The organism is Streptomyces sp. NPDC002640, assembly GCF_053592575.1.
The window spans coordinates 118,824-134,636 of sequence record NZ_JBSFVZ010000024.1 but is presented as its reverse complement, the minus strand read 5'-3'; the positions used below and the strand labels follow the sequence as shown (position 1 = coordinate 134,636).

The window sequence follows — 15,813 nt, the reverse complement described above, 5'->3', positions numbered from 1 at the left end:
CACCCCCCAGGTCATCCGTTCGACAGGGGGCAACAGTCATGCCGGGCCCGGAGGCCAGCGGCCCTCTTGCAGGACCGCGAAGAAGATAACGGGGGGATCAGCACGCCCGGCTGGGCCGGAGCCGCCTCGCGCGGCTGGGCCGGAGCAGCCTCGCCCGGTCGGGCCGGAGCCGCCTCGCGCGGCTGGGCCGGGGCAGCCCCGTCCGCCCCCGTGCCGGCGGGCCCCCGGTTGTGAACTCTCGCACCACGCGCGGCGGCGACCTGCGGTGATGTGGGCCGGGCGGTCCGGGATGTCCGAGCGCGCCGCTAGCCTCGACACGTGTCCCGTGCCCGTCTCACCGATCCCGAGCAGCTGAAGTCGCTGCTGGGGATCCCGTTCACCCCCGAGCAGATCGCCTGCATCACGGCCCCGCCCGCACCGCAGGTGATCGTCGCGGGCGCGGGCTCCGGCAAGACCACCGTGATGGCCGCCCGCGTCGTCTGGCTGGCCGGCACCGGTCAGGTCGCCCCCGAGCAGGTGCTCGGCCTCACCTTCACCAACAAGGCCGCCGCCGAGCTGTCGGAGCGCGTCCGCAAGGCCTTGGTGAAGGCGGGCGTCACCGATCCGGACGCCGTCGACCCCACCGGCCCCGGCATCGCGGCGGACCCCGACGCGGTGCCGGGCGAGCCGCTGATCTCCACCTACCACTCGTTCGCCGGCCGGCTGCTCACCGACCACGGCCTGCGCATCGGCCTGGAACCCACCGCCCGGCTGCTCACCGGCGCCGCCCGCCACCAGCTCGCCGCCCGTGTGCTGCGCGAGGCGCCCGGCCCCTACCCGGCGCTCACCGGCACCTTCTCCACCCTGGTCAGCGACCTGCTGGCCCTCGACGGCGAGCTGGCCGAACACCTGGTGACCCCCGGCCGCCTGCGCGCCTTCGACGCCGAACTGCTCGAGGTCCTCGGCCGCGCCAAGCTCTCCAACGCCGACCTCCGCAAGGTCCCCGAGGCCGCCGCCGCCCGCCGCCAGCTCGCCGAACTGGTCACCCGCTACCGCGCCGCCAAGAACGAGCGCGACCTGCTCGACTTCGGCGACCAGATCGCCCTGTCCGCCGAACTCGCCCGCACCCGCCCCGAGGTCGGCACGATCCTGCGCGACCAGTACCGGGTCGTCCTGCTCGACGAGTACCAGGACACCTCGGTCGCCCAGCGCATCCTGCTCTCCCACCTCTTCGGCCACGGCACCGGACACCCGGTCACCGCGGTCGGCGACCCCTGCCAGGCCATCTACGGCTGGCGCGGCGCCTCCGTCGCCAACCTCGACGACTTCCCCGAGCACTTCCCGCACGCCGACGGCCGCCCCGCCGACCGGCTCGCCCTCAGCGAGAACCGCCGCAGCGGCGGCCGTCTCCTCGACCTGGCCAACGGCCTCGCCGCCCCGCTGCGCGCGATGCACGAGGGCGTCGAGGCCCTGCGCCCCGCCCCCGGCGCCGAACACGACGGCCTGGTGCGCTGCGCCCTGCTGCGCACCCACGCCGAGGAGCTGGCGTGGGTGGCGGACTCGATCGCCCACCTGGTCCGCACCGGCACCGCCCCCGGCGAGATCGCCGTGCTGTGCCGCAAGTCGGCCGACTTCCCGGAGATCCACGCGGCCCTCGTCGCCCGCGACGTGCCGGTCGAGGTCGTCGGCCTGTCCGGGCTGCTCAGCCTGCCCGAGGTCGCCGACCTGGTCGCCACCTGCGAGGTGCTCCAGGACCCCGGCGCCAACGCCTCCCTGGTCCGTCTGCTCACCGGCCCGCGCTGGCGGATCGGTCCGCGCGACCTGGCCCTGCTCGGCCGCCGCGCCCGGCTGCTGGTCGCCCGTGACCGGGGCGAGGACGACCCGGAGCGACGGCTCGCCGCCGCCGTCGAGGGCACCGACCCGGCCGAGGTGATCTCGCTCGCCGACGCCCTCGACACCTTCCTGGAGCCGTCCCCGGACGGCTCCGACGACGGGCTGCCGTTCTCCGCCGAGGCGCGCGTGCGCTTCGCCCGGCTCGCCGCCGAACTCCGCGACCTGCGCCGTTCGCTCGCCGACCCGCTGATGGACGTGCTGCACCGGGTCCTGGCGGTGACCGGCCTGGAGGTCGAACTGTCCGCGTCCCCGCAGGCGCTGGCCGCCCGCCGCCGGGAGACGCTGCACAACTTCCTCGACGTCGCCGCCTCCTTCGCCACGACTGCCACCGCCGACGAGGGCCGCGCCACCCTGCTCGCCTTCCTCGGCTTCCTGCGCACGGCCCAGCAGTACGAGAAGGGCCTCGACAACGCCCTGCCCGGCGGGGAGAACACCGTCAAGGTGCTCACCGCGCACAAGTCCAAGGGGCTGGAGTGGGACGTCGTGGTGGTGCCCGGCCTGGTCACCGGCACCTTCCCGGACGGCAAGGGCCAGGAACGGTGGACCGCCCACGGCAAGGTCCTCCCGCACTCCCTGCGCGGCGACGCCGGGACGCTGCCGGACGTCACCGGCTGGGACGCGGCGGGCCTCAAGGCGTTCCACGCCGACATGAAGGACCACCACGGCACCGAGGAGCTCCGCCTCGGCTACGTCACCTTCACCCGGCCGCGCTCCCTGCTGCTCGGGTCCGGCCACTGGTGGGGCCCCAGCCAGAAGACCAGGCGGGGGCCGTCCACGTTCCTGCGGGCACTGCACGACCACTGCGTCGCCGGGTACGGCGAGATCGAGGTCTGGGCCGACGAGCCGGAGCCCGACGAGGAGAACCCGGCGCTCGCCGAGGACACCGCCGAGCAGGCGTGGCCGCTGCCGCTGGACCGGGAGGCGCTGCGGCGCCGCCGGGAGGCGGAGCGGGTCGTGCTCGCGTACCTGGAGGGCGCCGCCGGCCAGGAGGACCCGCGCCCGGCCGCGGCCCCGCTGCCGGACCCGCTCCCCGAACCGGGGCCCGAGCCCTACGACCCCGACTGGCCCCCGCCGCCCGACGACTTCGACGACCTCCCTCCGGAGGCGTACGAGGACCCCGACGGCGCGCTGCCGGACTGGGACTCCCTGTCCACGGAACGCCCCGTCGCCCTCCCGCACCAGGCACCCCCACCCGCACCGGGCTCCGGGACCGCGCCGGAGCCCGGGACCGTGCCGGAGCCCGGGACCGTGCCGGAGCCCGCGACCGCGCCGGACCCCGCGACCGCGCCGGAGCCCGCATCCGAGCCGGAGCCGGCCACCGCGTCGCCGCACCCCGCGTTCCCGCGGCAGGACGTGCCCGCCGTCGCCCGCCTCACCCCCGAGGAGGCGCGGGCCGTCGCGTCCTGGGACCGGGACCTCGACGTCCTCGCCGAGGAGCTGCTGCGCGCCCGGCAGGCGGTCACCGAGGTCCGGCTGCCCGTCTCGCTCACCGCCTCCGAGCTGATGCGCCTGAACGAGGACCCCGACGCGTTCGCCCGGGAGCTGGCCCGCCCCATGCCCCGCCCGCCGCAGCCCGCGGCACGCCGCGGCACCCGGTTCCACGCCTGGGTGGAGTCCCGTTTCGAGGCACTGCGGCTGCCCATGCTGGAGCCCGACGAACTGCCCGGGAGCGACGCGGAGATCGAGGACGAGCGCGACCTGGAGGCCCTCAAGGAGGCGTTCGAGCGCACCGCGTACGCCCGCCGCACCCCCTTCCGCGTCGAGGCGCCGTTCCAGCTCGCCCTGGCCGGCCGGGTGGTGCGCGGCCGGATCGACGCCGTCTACCGGGAGACCGACGGCGAGGAGGTCCGGTACGAGATCGTCGACTGGAAGACCAACCGCGCCCCCACCGCCGACCCGCTGCAGCTCGCCGTCTACCGGCTGGCCTGGGCGGAGCAGCGGGGGATACCCGTGGAATCGGTCACAGCGTCCTTCTTGTACGTCCGTACGGGAGAGGTGGTCCGCCCGGCCGATCTGCCCGGTCGCGAGGCGCTCGAACGGCTTCTTTCCGGGGACGATCCGGACGAAACGGGCGGCGAGGCGGTGTCCCGTCCCGCCGGGGTGGCACGTCCCACTGCGCCGGCGCCCCCTTCGGCCCACCGGCACACGGGTTCGGGCCGATAAGGTCGAGAGCATGAGCGAGACCTTGGACAGCGCCGTCCAGACGTACATCGAGCAGCACCGTTCCTCGTTCCTCGAGGAGCTCTCCCAGTGGCTGCGCATCCCGTCCGTCTCGGCCCAGCCGGAGCACGCCGAGGACGTGCGGCGCAGCGCGGAGTGGCTGGCCGGAGCGCTGAAGGACACCGGCTTCCCGGTCGTCGAGGTCTGGGACACCCCCGGAGCACCGGCCGTCTTCGCCGAGTGGCCCGCCGAGGAGCCGGACGCCCCGGTCGTGCTCGTCTACGGTCATCACGACGTCCAGCCCGCCGCGCGTGAGGACGGCTGGGACACCGAGCCGTTCGAGCCCGTCGTGAAGGACGGCCGGATGTACGCGCGCGGCGCCGCCGACGACAAGGGCCAGGTCTTCTTCCACACCCTCGGCGTCCGCGCCCACCTCGCCGCCACCGGCCGCACCGCCCCCGCCGTCCACCTCAAGCTGCTGGTGGAGGGCGAGGAGGAGTCCGGCTCCCCGCACTTCCGGGCGCTGGTCGAGGAGCGCGCCGACCGGCTGACGGCCGACGCCGTGATCGTCTCCGACACCGGCATGTGGTCCGAGGACACCCCGACCGTGTGCACGGGCATGCGCGGACTCGCCGAGTTCGAGGTGCGCCTCTTCGGCCCCGACCAGGACATCCACTCCGGCTCGTTCGGCGGCGCCGTGCCCAACCCGGCCACCGCCCTCGCCCGCCTGGTCGCCGCGCTGCACGACGCGGACGGCCGGGTCGCGATCCCCGGCTTCTACGACGGCGTCGTCGAGCTCACCGAGCGCGAGCGGGCCCTCTTCGCCGAGCTGCCGTTCGACGAGGAGCGGTGGCTGCGCACCGCCAAGTCGCACGCCGCCTCCGGCGAGGCCGGCTACACCACCCTGGAGCGCATCTGGGCCCGCCCGACCGCCGAGGTCAACGGCATCGGCGGCGGCTACCAGGGGGCCGGCGGCAAGACGATCGTCCCGTCCTCCGCGATGGCGAAGCTGACCTTCCGGCTGGTCGCCGGACAGGACGCCGGGCGGATCGAGGAGCTGGTGCGCGCCTGGGTCGCCGAGCGGGTCCCCGCCGGCGTCCGGCACGAGATCCACTTCGGCGGTGCCACCCGGCCCTGCCTGACGCCGCTCGACCACCCGGCGCTGCAGTCGCTGGCCCGCGCCATGGGACGCGCCTTCGACCGGCCGGTCCGCTTCACCCGCGAGGGCGGCTCGGGGCCCGCCGCCGACCTCCAGGAGGTGCTGGGCGCGCCGGTGCTGTTCCTCGGCATCTCGGTGCCGTCCGACGGCTGGCACGCCCCCAACGAGAAGGTCGAGCTGGACCTCCTGCTCAAGGGCGTGGAGACCACCGCGTACCTCTGGGGAGACCTCGCGGAGAGCCTGCGCCATGCCCGCTGACACCACCGACGCCCACGCCACCGCCGCCGCCGGCGGGCCGGCCGCATCACAGGGGGAGCCCGAACCTGCCGTGACCGCTTCGACCACCGCACGCGCCGCCGATCCCGCAGACTCCGCCGAGACCCCCGGCGCCGGCGGTCCGGCGGCCGACCGCCCCATCGCGCTCACCGCGGACTCCGGCATCGACCGGGCCGCCCACCACCGGCTCGACGAGGCCTGGCTGGCCGCCGCCTGGAGCCACCCGACCACCCGCTGCTTCGTGGTCTCCGGTGGGCAGGTGCTCATCGACGAGACGCCGGACGGGCGCACCGAGCTGCTGACCACGCCCTCCTTCGAGGCGCCGCCCACCGAGGCGCACCGCTACTTCCTCGGCACCGACGAGGACGGCGTGCGGTACTTCGCGCTGCAGCGGGACTCGCTGCCGGGCCGCCTGGACCAGTCCGCGAGGCCCGCGGGGCTGCGGGAGGCGGGGCTGCTGCTGTCCGACCGGGACGCCGGGCTGATGGTGCACGCGGTCGCGCTGGAGAACTGGCAGCGGCTGCACCGGTTCTGCTCCCGCTGCGGCGGCAAGACGGTGATCGCCGCGGCCGGGCACGTGCGGCGCTGCCCCAAGTGCGGGGCGGAGCACTACCCGCGCACCGACCCCGCGGTCATCATGGCCGTCACCGACGACGACGACCGGATCCTGCTCGGGCGCCAGGTGCACTGGCCCGAGGGCCGGTTCTCGACGCTCGCCGGGTTCGTGGAGCCCGGGGAGTCCATCGAGGCGGCGGTGCGGCGCGAGGTCTTCGAGGAGGCCGGCGTGGTCATCGGCGACGTCTCCTACGTCGCCAGTCAGCCGTGGCCGTTCCCGTCCAGCCTGATGCTGGGCTTCATGGCGCACGCGACGACGACGGAGACGGAGGTCGACGGCGAGGAGATCAGCGAGGCCCGGTGGTTCTCGCGGGACGAGCTCTCCGCCGCGTTCGCCTCCGGCGAGGTCCTGCCCCCGTACGGGATCTCCATCGCCGCCCGCCTCATCGAGGACTGGTACGGCCGGCCTCTCCCGACCCGGTCCGTCTGACCGCCGGGGGTCACTCGGCAGGTCGGTCGCGACCCGGACGCGAGGCAGCTCGTCACGGTGACCGAGGTGCCGGCCGCGCGGTGTCGCGGCGTCCAGGGCGCCGGCCGCGCGGCGGTGGGAACGGCTAGTGCGCGGGAGCGTCCTCGGAGACGGGGGCCGGGCCGGCGGGGGAGGGGAGCGGAGGCCTGGTCAGCGCGGTGTGGAGGGCGGTGGGGTCGTCCGCGTGGAGGCGGATCACCCGCACCGGCCGGGGACGGCCCAGCAGGGTCGGGGCGTTCACGGGCTCGGTGAGCGACAGGGTGATCGACGTCTGGGAACCCACCGGCAGGTTGAGCTCGCCGTCCGCCTTCACGTGCGTGTAGAGCGACTCCCGCCGCACCGACGCGATCCGGTCCAGCGGTACCGCGACGTCCACGTGCGCCCCGCTCCGCACCCGCAGCACCCCGTTCCCCAGCACGTGCGGCCGTACCACCGCCGCCGCCCGCAGCCCCAGCAGGAACAGCACCGTCTGGACGTCGAGCACCAGCACCACCGCGTGCACGGCCGGCCAGTCGGCCAGCAGCAGCGACATGCCCACGGTCTCGACCACGCACACGAAGAGCAGCCCGTACATCATCGCCGCGTCGCCCTTCGCGTGCCCGAACGCGAGGTCGCCGGCCCGCACCCCGTGCCGCCTACGCCGCACCCACAGGGCCATGCTGTGCCACAGCCGCAGCTCGTGACCTGCCAGCCGCAGCACCGGCTCGGGCACCAGCGTCCCGACCGCCTCGCGCCACGACATCCCGCCGCGCCGCAGCCGTACCAGCGCGACGCCCTCCGCCACCACCAGCGCCGCCACCGCGGTCTCCGCCGCCAGCAGCACCGGCAGCGGCAGGCCCGCACCGGCCACCAGGCACACCACCACGACCAGTTCGGCCGGCAGCACCAGCCAGGCCACCCTCCGCATCCACCGCCGGCTCATCGCCCGTGCTCCGCGTGCCCCCTGCGCTCCCCACGCTCCAGCGTCAGTCGCAGACCGTGCCGGATCGCCGCGCTCTGGGCGGGCGCCATCCCGGAGAAGAAGACCTCGGCGGCCGCGGTGTCGGGGTGGGGGGCGGAGTCGGACCAGCCGGACAGCATCTCCTCGGGGAGGAGGTCCGCCAGCAGCCGGCCGGCCTCCTCGGCCCGCGGGTCGTCCGCCGCGGCGTCCGCCAGGTCGTCGAGCCGCCGGTAGAGGTCGTGCGCCCGCTCCATGACGTCCGGCCGCTCGGACAGCGCGCCGAGCGTCCCCATCATCCGCTCGCGCTCCTCGGCGGGCATGATCGTGTCCAGCAGGGTCAGCACCTCCCGGTCCATCGCCGCCATCGGCGACGACGCCGCCGGTTCGCCGAGCGAGGCGAGCAGCCCGGCGAGCTGCGGGGAGAGGGGGCCCTCGGAGGCCAGCCGTCCGGCGCGGGCGTCCACCAGCACCGCCGCCAGCCGCTCCCGGCGCTCGCGGATCAGCCGCTCCTGCCTGGCCAGGTCGTCGTCGAGCTCCTCCAGCACCTCGGCCAGCTCACGCCCCGCGTCGTCGGCGAGCACGTCCCGCACCTCGTCCAGCCCGAGCCCCAGCTCGGTCAGCCGCCGGATCCGCGCCAGCAGCACGGCATGGCGCAGCGTGTACCGCCGGTACCCGTTGGGGTCCCGCTCCGGCTCCGGCAGCACGCCGATGTGGTGGTAGTGCCGCACGGTACGCGGGGTCACCCCGACCAGGGCGGCCATCTCTCCCGTTCGCATGCCCCCAGTACAAACCCTGACGCTGCGGCAAGGTCAAGGGGACACCGCAGGCAGACGGGCAGGCGAGCAAGGCGGGCGCAGACGGGCAGGCGGGCCGGGTTCGGGTCCTGGTGGGCGCCGGGGACGCGGAAAGCCCCCGCGGGGCCGGGAGGCGGCACCGACGGGGGCTCCGTGCGGGGATCTCGTGCGAGGGCTCCGTGCCGGGGCTCCGCGCGGGTGGGGTCAGGCGCCCAGCGCCTGCTTGACCTGGGCCAGGCTCGGGTTGGTCATCACGACCGCCTCGCCGCCCGCGGCGGGCACCACACGGACCGTGGGGACGACCTGGTTGCCGCCGTTCACCTTCTCCACGAACAGGGCCGACTCCGGGTCCTGCTCGATGTTGATCTCCTCGTACGCGATGCCCTCGCGGCTCAGCTGGCTCTTCAGCCGGTGGCAGTAGCCGCACCAGGTGGTGCTGTACATCGTCACGGTGCCGGGCATGGTCTTCGCGCTCCTCGGGGAGATGGGACGGACGGTCTGTCGCACCCGGTGAACGTACGGTGTCCGCCCGGCATTCCCACCGCCCCCGCCCTACGTGAGCTGCGCCGCATTTCGTACGACAACATGACCACCCCTGTGGACAGCCGCCCCGTCCGCCCCGGCGGACCTGGCAGCATGGCGGGGTGACACCAGCAACGCACTCCTCCCTCTTCCCCGCCGTCCCGGACTCGGCCGACGCGGTACTGGAAGGGCTCGACCCCGAACAGCGCGCCGTCGCCACCGCGCTGCACGGGCCGGTGTGCGTCCTGGCCGGCGCGGGCACGGGCAAGACCCGCGCGATCACCCACCGCATCGCGTACGGCGTCCGCGCCGGCATCCTCCAGCCCACCACCGTCCTCGCCGTCACGTTCACCAACCGCGCCGCCGGCGAGATGCGCGGGCGGCTCCGCCAGCTCGGCGCGACCGGCGTGCAGGCCCGCACCTTCCACGCCGCGGCCCTGCGCCAGCTGCAGTACTTCTGGCCCAAGGCGGTGGGCGGGGGCCTGCCGCGGATCGTGGACCGCAAGGTGCAGGTGGTCGCCGAGGCCGCCGCCTCCTGCGGCATCCGCCTCGACCGCGGCGAGCTGCGGGACGTCACCGGCGAGATCGAATGGGCCAAGGTCACCCAGACCGTGCCCGCCGACTACGCGCCCGCCGCCGTCAAGGCCGGGCGGGAGGCGCCCCGCGACCCGGCGGAGATCGCCCGCGTCTACGACATGTACGAGGAGCTCAAGCGGGAGCGCGGCGTCATCGACTTCGAGGACGTGCTGCTGCTGACCGTCGGCATCCTTCAGGACCGGCCCGACATCGCCCGCGAGGTCCGCGCCCAGTACCAGCACTTCGTGGTCGACGAGTACCAGGACGTCTCCCCCCTCCAGCAGCGGCTGCTGGAACTGTGGCTGGGGGACCGGGAGAACATCTGCGTGGTCGGCGACGCCAGCCAGACCATCTACTCCTTCACCGGCGCCACCCCCGACTACCTGCTGGACTTCCGCACCCGGCACCCCGGCGCCACCGTGGTCAAGCTGGTCCGCGACTACCGGTCCACGCCCCAGGTGGTGCGGCTCGCCAACGGCCTGCTCGGGCAGGCCACCGGCCGGGCCGCCGACCACCGGCTGGAGCTGGTCTCGCAGCGTCCGTCCGGCCCCGAACCCCGCTGGGCCGAGTACCCGGACGAACCGTCCGAGGCGGAGGGCGCCGCCCGCGCCATCCGGGCGCTGATCGACTCCGGCGTCCCGGCGAGCGAGATCGCCGTGCTGTTCCGGACCAACGCCCAGTCCGAGACCTACGAACAGGCGCTCGCCGACGCCGGGGTGCCCTACCAGCTGCGCGGGGCCGAGCGGTTCTTCGAGCGGCAGGAGGTCCGCAAGGCCGTCCACCAGCTGCGCGCCGCGGCCCGCTTCGGCGGGAACGACGCCCTGCTCGGCGACGCCGAGGACCTGCCCGGGCAGGTGCGGGCGGTGCTCTCCGGCCAGGGCTGGACGACGGCGCCGCCCGCGGGATCGGGCGCGACCCGGGAGAAGTGGGAGTCCCTGGCGGCGCTGGTCCACCTCGCCGAGGGCTTCACCACGGCCAGGCCCGAGGCCGCCCTCTCCGACCTCGTCGCCGAGCTCGACGAACGGGCCGCCGCCCAGCACGCCCCCACGGTCCAGGGCGTCACCCTGGCCTCCCTCCACTCGGCCAAGGGCCTGGAGTGGGACGCCGTCTTCCTGGTCGGAGTGGCCGAGGGCATGATGCCGATCACCTACGCCCGGACCGACGAGCAGATCGAGGAGGAGCGCCGCCTCCTCTACGTGGGCATCACCCGGGCCCGCGAGCGGCTGCACGTGTCCTGGTCCCTGTCCCGTTCCCCCGGCGGGCGGCCCAACCGGCGGCCCAGCCGCTTCCTCGACGGGCTGCGCCCCGGCAGCGGCGCGGCGAGCGGTGCCCGCGGAGGCCAGGGCGCCGCGGGCGGCGTCGAGTACGGGACCGCGAGCGGCGCGGACGGCTTCCGCTCGGCCGCGCGGGCACAACGGGCGGCGCCCCGGCGCACCAACCGCACGGTCGCCCGTTGCAAGGTCTGCGGACGCACCCTCACCGACGCCGGCGAGATGAAGCTGATGCGCTGCGAGGACTGCCCCTCGGAGATGGACGAGGGGGTCTACGAGCGGCTGCGCGCCTGGCGCGAGGTCCAGGCGGGCCGCAGCGGGCAGCCCGCGTTCTGCGTCTTCACCGACAAGACCCTGATCGCCATCGCCGAGACGGTGCCCGAGGACCCGGTCGAACTCGCCCGCATCCCCGGCGTCGGGATGCGCAAGCTGGACCGGTACGGGGCCGACGTGCTGGCCATCTGCGCCGGTCAGGACCTCGCCGAGGCGGGCTGAGCGACTTCGCGACACACCGTTGCGAAGTCGTCGCAAAAATAGTTTGCGCCCGCCCCGTAGTCCCCCATAGGTTCTAGAGCACGGAACACGAGGCCTCCGGAAGGCTTCCGATCCGTCCTGTAATGACGTCTGTATCCGCCGGACCGTCCACGGTCCCCCAAGACGCCGAGAGGAGGCGATTGAAGTGATCAGCAAGACCAACACCACCGGCATCAGCACCACCCGTGCCTTCGGCACCGCCGTCCTGGAGAACGATCACCACGTCGCCTCGCTGTGCGCTCTCGCCGCCTTCGATCGTGGCACCGGTGTGTCCGCCTCCTCCCTGTCCGGCGCCGGCCTGTCCGGTCTCGGCATGGGCCTGGTCGGCGGCGGCCTGACCGAGGGCGGCGTGCTGGTCGGCGCCCCTGCCTTCGGCAGCCGGTCCGAGTCGTTCGCGGGCATTCGTGTCCGCGCCGAGCGACCGACCAAGGCACTGGAAGCAGGAGTGGCGAAGGCGCAGGCCTTCGGCTACGCGGCGGCCGGTGCCGGAACCCTCAAGCAGACGACGAACCACCCCCAGACGATGTGGGCCCTCCGCGGGCCGGAACCCTGGAGCGATCCAGCCTGATCTCGATCAGGCCGGTGCCTTCAGGGCCGCGGAACCCCATCAGGGATCCGCGGCCCTTCTGTTTTCCCCGGCCTCCGCGACGCGAAGCGGCGGGAGACGGACCGAAGGACCTCGGGACAAGAGAACAACCGGTACCCAGCACCGGCCGACCGGCCGGACGACACCAGACGAGGAAGACACCCAGTGCAACTCGAAGCGCACGCCCCGTCCGTTCCGCCTTCCGACACGATTTCCCCGCCCGGCCTCACGGAGGACCTTTCCTTGACTCCGCTCATCACCCTGACCGCTCTCGACGACGCCATCGAGGGCCTCGGCACCCCGGTCCCGTGCCGCTCCAACGACCCCGAGGTCTTCTTCGCCGAGTCCCCGGCCGACGTGGAGTACGCCAAGTCGCTGTGCCGCACCTGCCCGCTCGTCGACGCCTGCCTCGCCGGTGCCAAGGAGCGCCGTGAGCCCTGGGGTGTCTGGGGCGGCGAGCTGTTCGTCCAGGGTGTCGTCGTGGCCCGCAAGCGGCCGCGTGGTCGTCCGCGCAAGAACCCGGTCACGGCATGACCGGCCACCGCACCATCGACGCTCCCCACACGCACGACCCCCGGAAACAGGCCCCGATGAAACCGTCCCTCCACAAGCCCGCGGGCTCCCTGCCCGCCACCCGAGACTTCCCTTACACCGGCGCACACGAGGTGCGTCAGAACAGGACCCGAGAGATGCAACTCATCCCAGAAGCCCTGGCGCGCGCGCATATGCGCGAGCGGATGCGCGAGGCCGAGATCGCTCGGCCCGGGCTCCGCATTCTCGCCGCGCGGCGGATGCAGCGGCGGGCCGAGCGCGCGTCGATGCGTGCCCGGCGCGCGCTGGCGCTCGCCGTCATGCAGTGACCGCGTGAGGCCACCACCTCCCGCGACGCGGGACGCCGCGCCGTCCGCGACTCTGGCCGCGGCGCCCTCCCCGGCGCGGGCCGCGGCACCGTCCGTGACACGGGCACCGAGCCCGTGAGGCGGGCGTCCTCGCGTCCCCCCCTCAGGCGGGTGTCGTCCGTGAGACGGGCGGCGTTCCTCAGCCGGGCGTCGGCCGTGAAGACGGGCGGCGCCCGTGAGGCGGCGTTGTCCGTGAGGCGGCGGCGTCCCTCGGGCGAGGTGGCCGCCGCCCGCGTGCCGTTCGAGTGGTCGAGGGCCGTCCCCGTCCGGGGGCGGCCCTCGCCGCGTTCCCCGCTCCGCCGGCCCGGGGCGCGACCCCTCAGTCCTGCGGGGCGAAACCCGGGAGCCAGGACTCCAGTTCGTGACGCAGCCGCACCGTCGCGCCGAGCTGGCACAGGACGCCTATGGTGCTGAGCGTCACCCGATGTATCAGCAGGTACGACGGCGGCAGGTTGAGCCGCTTGCCCAACTGGTGCGCGGGCGACCGCGGATCGGCCAGACGGGCCGCCTGGCCGCGCAGCCAGCCCCGGGTGAAGGTGAACTCCGTGGCCCGCGCCGGCTCGATGATCGGCAGCAGGTACTCCAGCACCGCCTCCGGGTCGAGTTCGACCGTCTCCTTGACGAATCCCTCGGAACACAGCCGCGCGTGGACCGCGTCCGCCTCACCGTCCAGGGCCATCCGCAACGCCTCGCCGATCGGCGAGGGCAGCCCTCCCGGCAGCCGGTCCACCGTCCCGAAGTCCAGCACCCCCAGCCGCCAGTCCTCCGGACGGTCCGAACCCTCTGTCATCAGGCGGAAGTTGCCCGGATGGGGATCGGCGTGCAGCAACCCGGTGCGCGAGGGGCCGGAGAAGAGGAACCGGGCGAGCAACTGCCCCGCCCGGTCGCGTTGTTCGGGCGTTCCGTCGGTTATCACCCGGGAGAGCGGCGTGCCGTCGATCCACTCGGTCACCAGGACCTGCTCGCACTGGTGCACCACGGCGGGCACCACGACGTCCGGGTCTCCGGCGAACTCCTCGGCGTGCGCCTGCTGGGCCTCCGCCTCCAGCCGGTAGTCGAGTTCCTCGCAGACCCGCTCCCGCAGCTCGGTGATCAGCGGCTTGACGTCGATGCCGGGCACCAGCGGCCCCAGCAGCCGCGCGAAGCGGCCGAGTTGGGTGAGGTCCGACACCAGGGCCTCCCCGGCGCCCGGGTACTGCACCTTCACGGCGACCCGGCGGCCGTCCCGCCACACCGCGCGGTGCACCTGCCCGATGGAGGCGGCGGCCGCGGGGGTGTCGTCGAACTCCTGGAAGAGATCCCGCCAGTCCTCTCCGAGGCGCTCGCGCAGCACCTCGTGGACCGTGCGGGTGGGCATCGGCGGGGCGGCGTCCTGGAGCTTGGTGAGCGCGGCACGGTAGGGACCGGCCAGCTCCTCCGGCAGGGCGGACTCGAAGACGGACATGGCCTGCCCGAACTTCATCGCCCCGCCCTTGAGTTCGCCGAGCACCTTGAAGAGCTGCTCGGCCGTGCGCTGCTGGAGTTCGCGCCCCACGAGCTCCGCCGACTCGCCCACGATCCGCTTGCCCAGCCCCCAGGTGACCCGGCCGGCGAGACCGAGTGGGAGCGCGGCGAGCTTGGCGGTCCGGGTGACCGCCTTCCGGGGAAGATCAGACATGCGCCCTCCAAGTCCCGGGCCGGCGTGCCGTGTCCACCCGATGGCAGGACTCCGTTGACGGCCCGTGCCCGGCCATTGTGTCCTGTGACTGCTGCCGAACCCCGGTCAGTTCCACCGCCGGACGTCCCGCCGCACCGCACGGGCAGTCCGGATGCGGGGCGATGTCACGGGAACGCCAGCGCAGTGCGGGCAGCGCCGCCTCCCAGCGCACCCCCGCGGCGTGCGGCGACCCGGCGGCGGACAGGCCGTCGAGGAACGCGAGCGCGTGCCCGGCGGCCGTGCCCGCGACGGCGGTGGCCAGCGCCAGGTCGCAGGCGGGCACCGCGCGCGACCGGCCGGAGCGCCACTGGGCCAGCAGCCGGGGCCAGGTGGGGTCGTGCTCCACCCGCCACCGGTGCAGGCACTCGGCGCAGGACGTCTCGCCCGGCAGCACCAGCGGACCCACCACGCCCGTGCCCTCCACCACCCCCGCGTAGAGGTGCGGGATGCCCGCCGCCACCAGCGGCTCGGCGTCCCGGGGATCGGGGGAGTGGACCGAGAGGTCCTCCCGCGGGGTGAGCAGCACCAGGGCGAAGCCGGTGTCGTCACCGAACGGGCAGGGGGAGCCCCGGCGGGGCGGGCGTTCGGGAGCGGTGTCACGGACCAGCCGCCGGGCGGCGTCCGCGCGCCGCTGTCCGATCGCTCCGGGCGGCAGGCCGCCCGGAGCCACGTCCCACGGCTCCACGCAGCCGCCGTCCCGCACGTCCACCTCGCCCACCCCGGCGGCCGAGAGCAGTGCCGCCAGCGTCGCGCCGACCCGGCCCACCCCGCGCACCTGCACCCGCAGCCGACGGCGGGCCGCCAGCCGCCGGATCGCGTCACCGGGCGCCGGGGCGGTCAGCGAGAGGGTGGCGAGGTCGGGCCGGAGACGGTCCAGGGTGTGCGGACGCTCGCGCAGCGCCTCGGCCGCCGGCCCTCCGCCGGTGGCGTCGTCCAGCAGACCGGCCTGGGACAGCCGCTCCACCAGCGCGTCGGCGTGGCTCTCCGGCAACCCCATCCGCACCGCCTCCTCACGCAGCAGGTCCATGCCGCGGGTGCCGTTGAGCAGGTCGAGGAAGGTGCCGGTGGCCGAGTCCACCGGGCCGAGCGTCATGGCGTGCGCCGAGGTCATCCCGAACTGCGCCGTGCTGAGATCTCGCCAGCCGCGGCGGAGCGCCGGCTTCATCCTGGGATGCACGAGGACCAACCCCTTCCTGTCCTGGCCGTCCGGAACGAGCCGCCGCGCGGCGGCCTCCCGGATGTGACCAAATGCACTGGAACGGCACGGATCGGGCCGTCGCTCGTCAGCATGCATCGATCCGCCGTACCCGTGCGTCGAGTTGTCCACAGGTACCGGGCATCCGTCGTACCAATCCGCCGAACGGGCAGCTCCACCGGTGCGGATATCGGACCGGATCCGGTGCGGACTGGGGACGCCTCCGGTCGCAGGCGGTAACGTCGAGGG

12 protein-coding genes are annotated in these 15,813 nt (G+C 74.5%); 7 read left to right on the top strand and 5 right to left on the bottom strand.

The window, feature by feature from the left end:
* Positions 1-318 precede the first annotated feature (318 nt).
* From ACWD3O_RS27460 to nudC, 3 genes are all read left to right on the top strand, one after another.
* A complete protein-coding gene (locus ACWD3O_RS27460; RefSeq protein ID WP_451417721.1) occupies positions 319-4,035 on the top strand; it encodes a UvrD-helicase domain-containing protein in 3,717 nt (1,238 codons plus the stop codon).
* Between the two features lie 10 nt (positions 4,036-4,045).
* Positions 4,046-5,449, top strand: a complete 1,404-nt coding sequence (locus ACWD3O_RS27455) for a dipeptidase (RefSeq protein WP_451417720.1) — start codon at positions 4,046-4,048, stop codon at positions 5,447-5,449.
* 157 nt (positions 5,450-5,606) lie between these two features.
* Positions 5,607-6,512, top strand: coding sequence for an NAD(+) diphosphatase (nudC, locus tag ACWD3O_RS27450; protein WP_451410481.1), 906 nt, complete (start codon positions 5,607-5,609; stop codon positions 6,510-6,512).
* Between the two features lie 124 nt (positions 6,513-6,636).
* On the opposite strand, the gene ACWD3O_RS27445 is transcribed toward nudC, so the two are convergent.
* The 3 genes from ACWD3O_RS27445 to ACWD3O_RS27435 all read right to left on the bottom strand — a co-directional run bounded on the left by ACWD3O_RS27445 (position 6,637) and on the right by ACWD3O_RS27435 (position 8,747).
* Entirely contained in the window at positions 6,637-7,473 is an 837-nt protein-coding gene (locus ACWD3O_RS27445; RefSeq protein ID WP_451417719.1) for a hypothetical protein, read from the bottom strand.
* Positions 7,470-8,267, bottom strand: coding sequence for a MerR family transcriptional regulator (locus tag ACWD3O_RS27440; RefSeq protein WP_451417718.1), 798 nt, complete (start codon positions 8,265-8,267; stop codon positions 7,470-7,472). The genes ACWD3O_RS27445 and ACWD3O_RS27440 overlap by 4 nt, the downstream gene beginning before the upstream one ends.
* Positions 8,268-8,489: 222 nt before the next feature.
* Positions 8,490-8,747, bottom strand: a complete 258-nt coding sequence (locus ACWD3O_RS27435) for a mycoredoxin (RefSeq protein ID WP_108955001.1) — start codon at positions 8,745-8,747, stop codon at positions 8,490-8,492.
* 182 nt (positions 8,748-8,929) lie between these two features.
* On the opposite strand from ACWD3O_RS27435, the gene ACWD3O_RS27430 reads away from it, so the two are divergent.
* From ACWD3O_RS27430 to ACWD3O_RS27415, 4 genes are all read left to right on the top strand, one after another.
* On the top strand, positions 8,930-11,149 hold the full coding sequence (locus ACWD3O_RS27430; protein ID WP_451417717.1) for an ATP-dependent DNA helicase UvrD2: 2,220 nt from the start codon (positions 8,930-8,932) through the stop codon (positions 11,147-11,149).
* A gap of 184 nt (positions 11,150-11,333) precedes the next feature.
* On the top strand, positions 11,334-11,756 hold the full coding sequence (locus ACWD3O_RS27425; protein ID WP_451417716.1) for a hypothetical protein: 423 nt from the start codon (positions 11,334-11,336) through the stop codon (positions 11,754-11,756).
* Positions 11,757-11,939: 183 nt separating this feature from the next.
* Complete coding sequence (locus tag ACWD3O_RS27420; RefSeq protein ID WP_451410313.1) at positions 11,940-12,308, top strand: WhiB family transcriptional regulator; 369 nt, start codon at positions 11,940-11,942, stop codon at positions 12,306-12,308.
* A complete protein-coding gene (locus tag ACWD3O_RS27415; RefSeq protein WP_451410314.1) occupies positions 12,305-12,634 on the top strand; it encodes a hypothetical protein in 330 nt (109 codons plus the stop codon). Before ACWD3O_RS27420 ends, ACWD3O_RS27415 begins: the two co-directional genes overlap by 4 nt.
* A gap of 358 nt (positions 12,635-12,992) precedes the next feature.
* Here ACWD3O_RS27415 and ACWD3O_RS27410 read toward each other — a convergent pair whose 3' ends face one another.
* Both ACWD3O_RS27410 and ACWD3O_RS27405 read right to left on the bottom strand, forming a co-directional pair.
* A complete protein-coding gene (locus ACWD3O_RS27410; RefSeq protein WP_451417715.1) occupies positions 12,993-14,330 on the bottom strand; it encodes an ABC1 kinase family protein in 1,338 nt (445 codons plus the stop codon).
* Positions 14,323-15,546, bottom strand: a complete 1,224-nt coding sequence (locus ACWD3O_RS27405; protein WP_451417714.1) for a ThiF family adenylyltransferase — start codon at positions 15,544-15,546, stop codon at positions 14,323-14,325. The genes ACWD3O_RS27410 and ACWD3O_RS27405 overlap by 8 nt, the downstream gene beginning before the upstream one ends.
* Between the last annotated feature and the right edge of the window lie 267 nt (positions 15,547-15,813).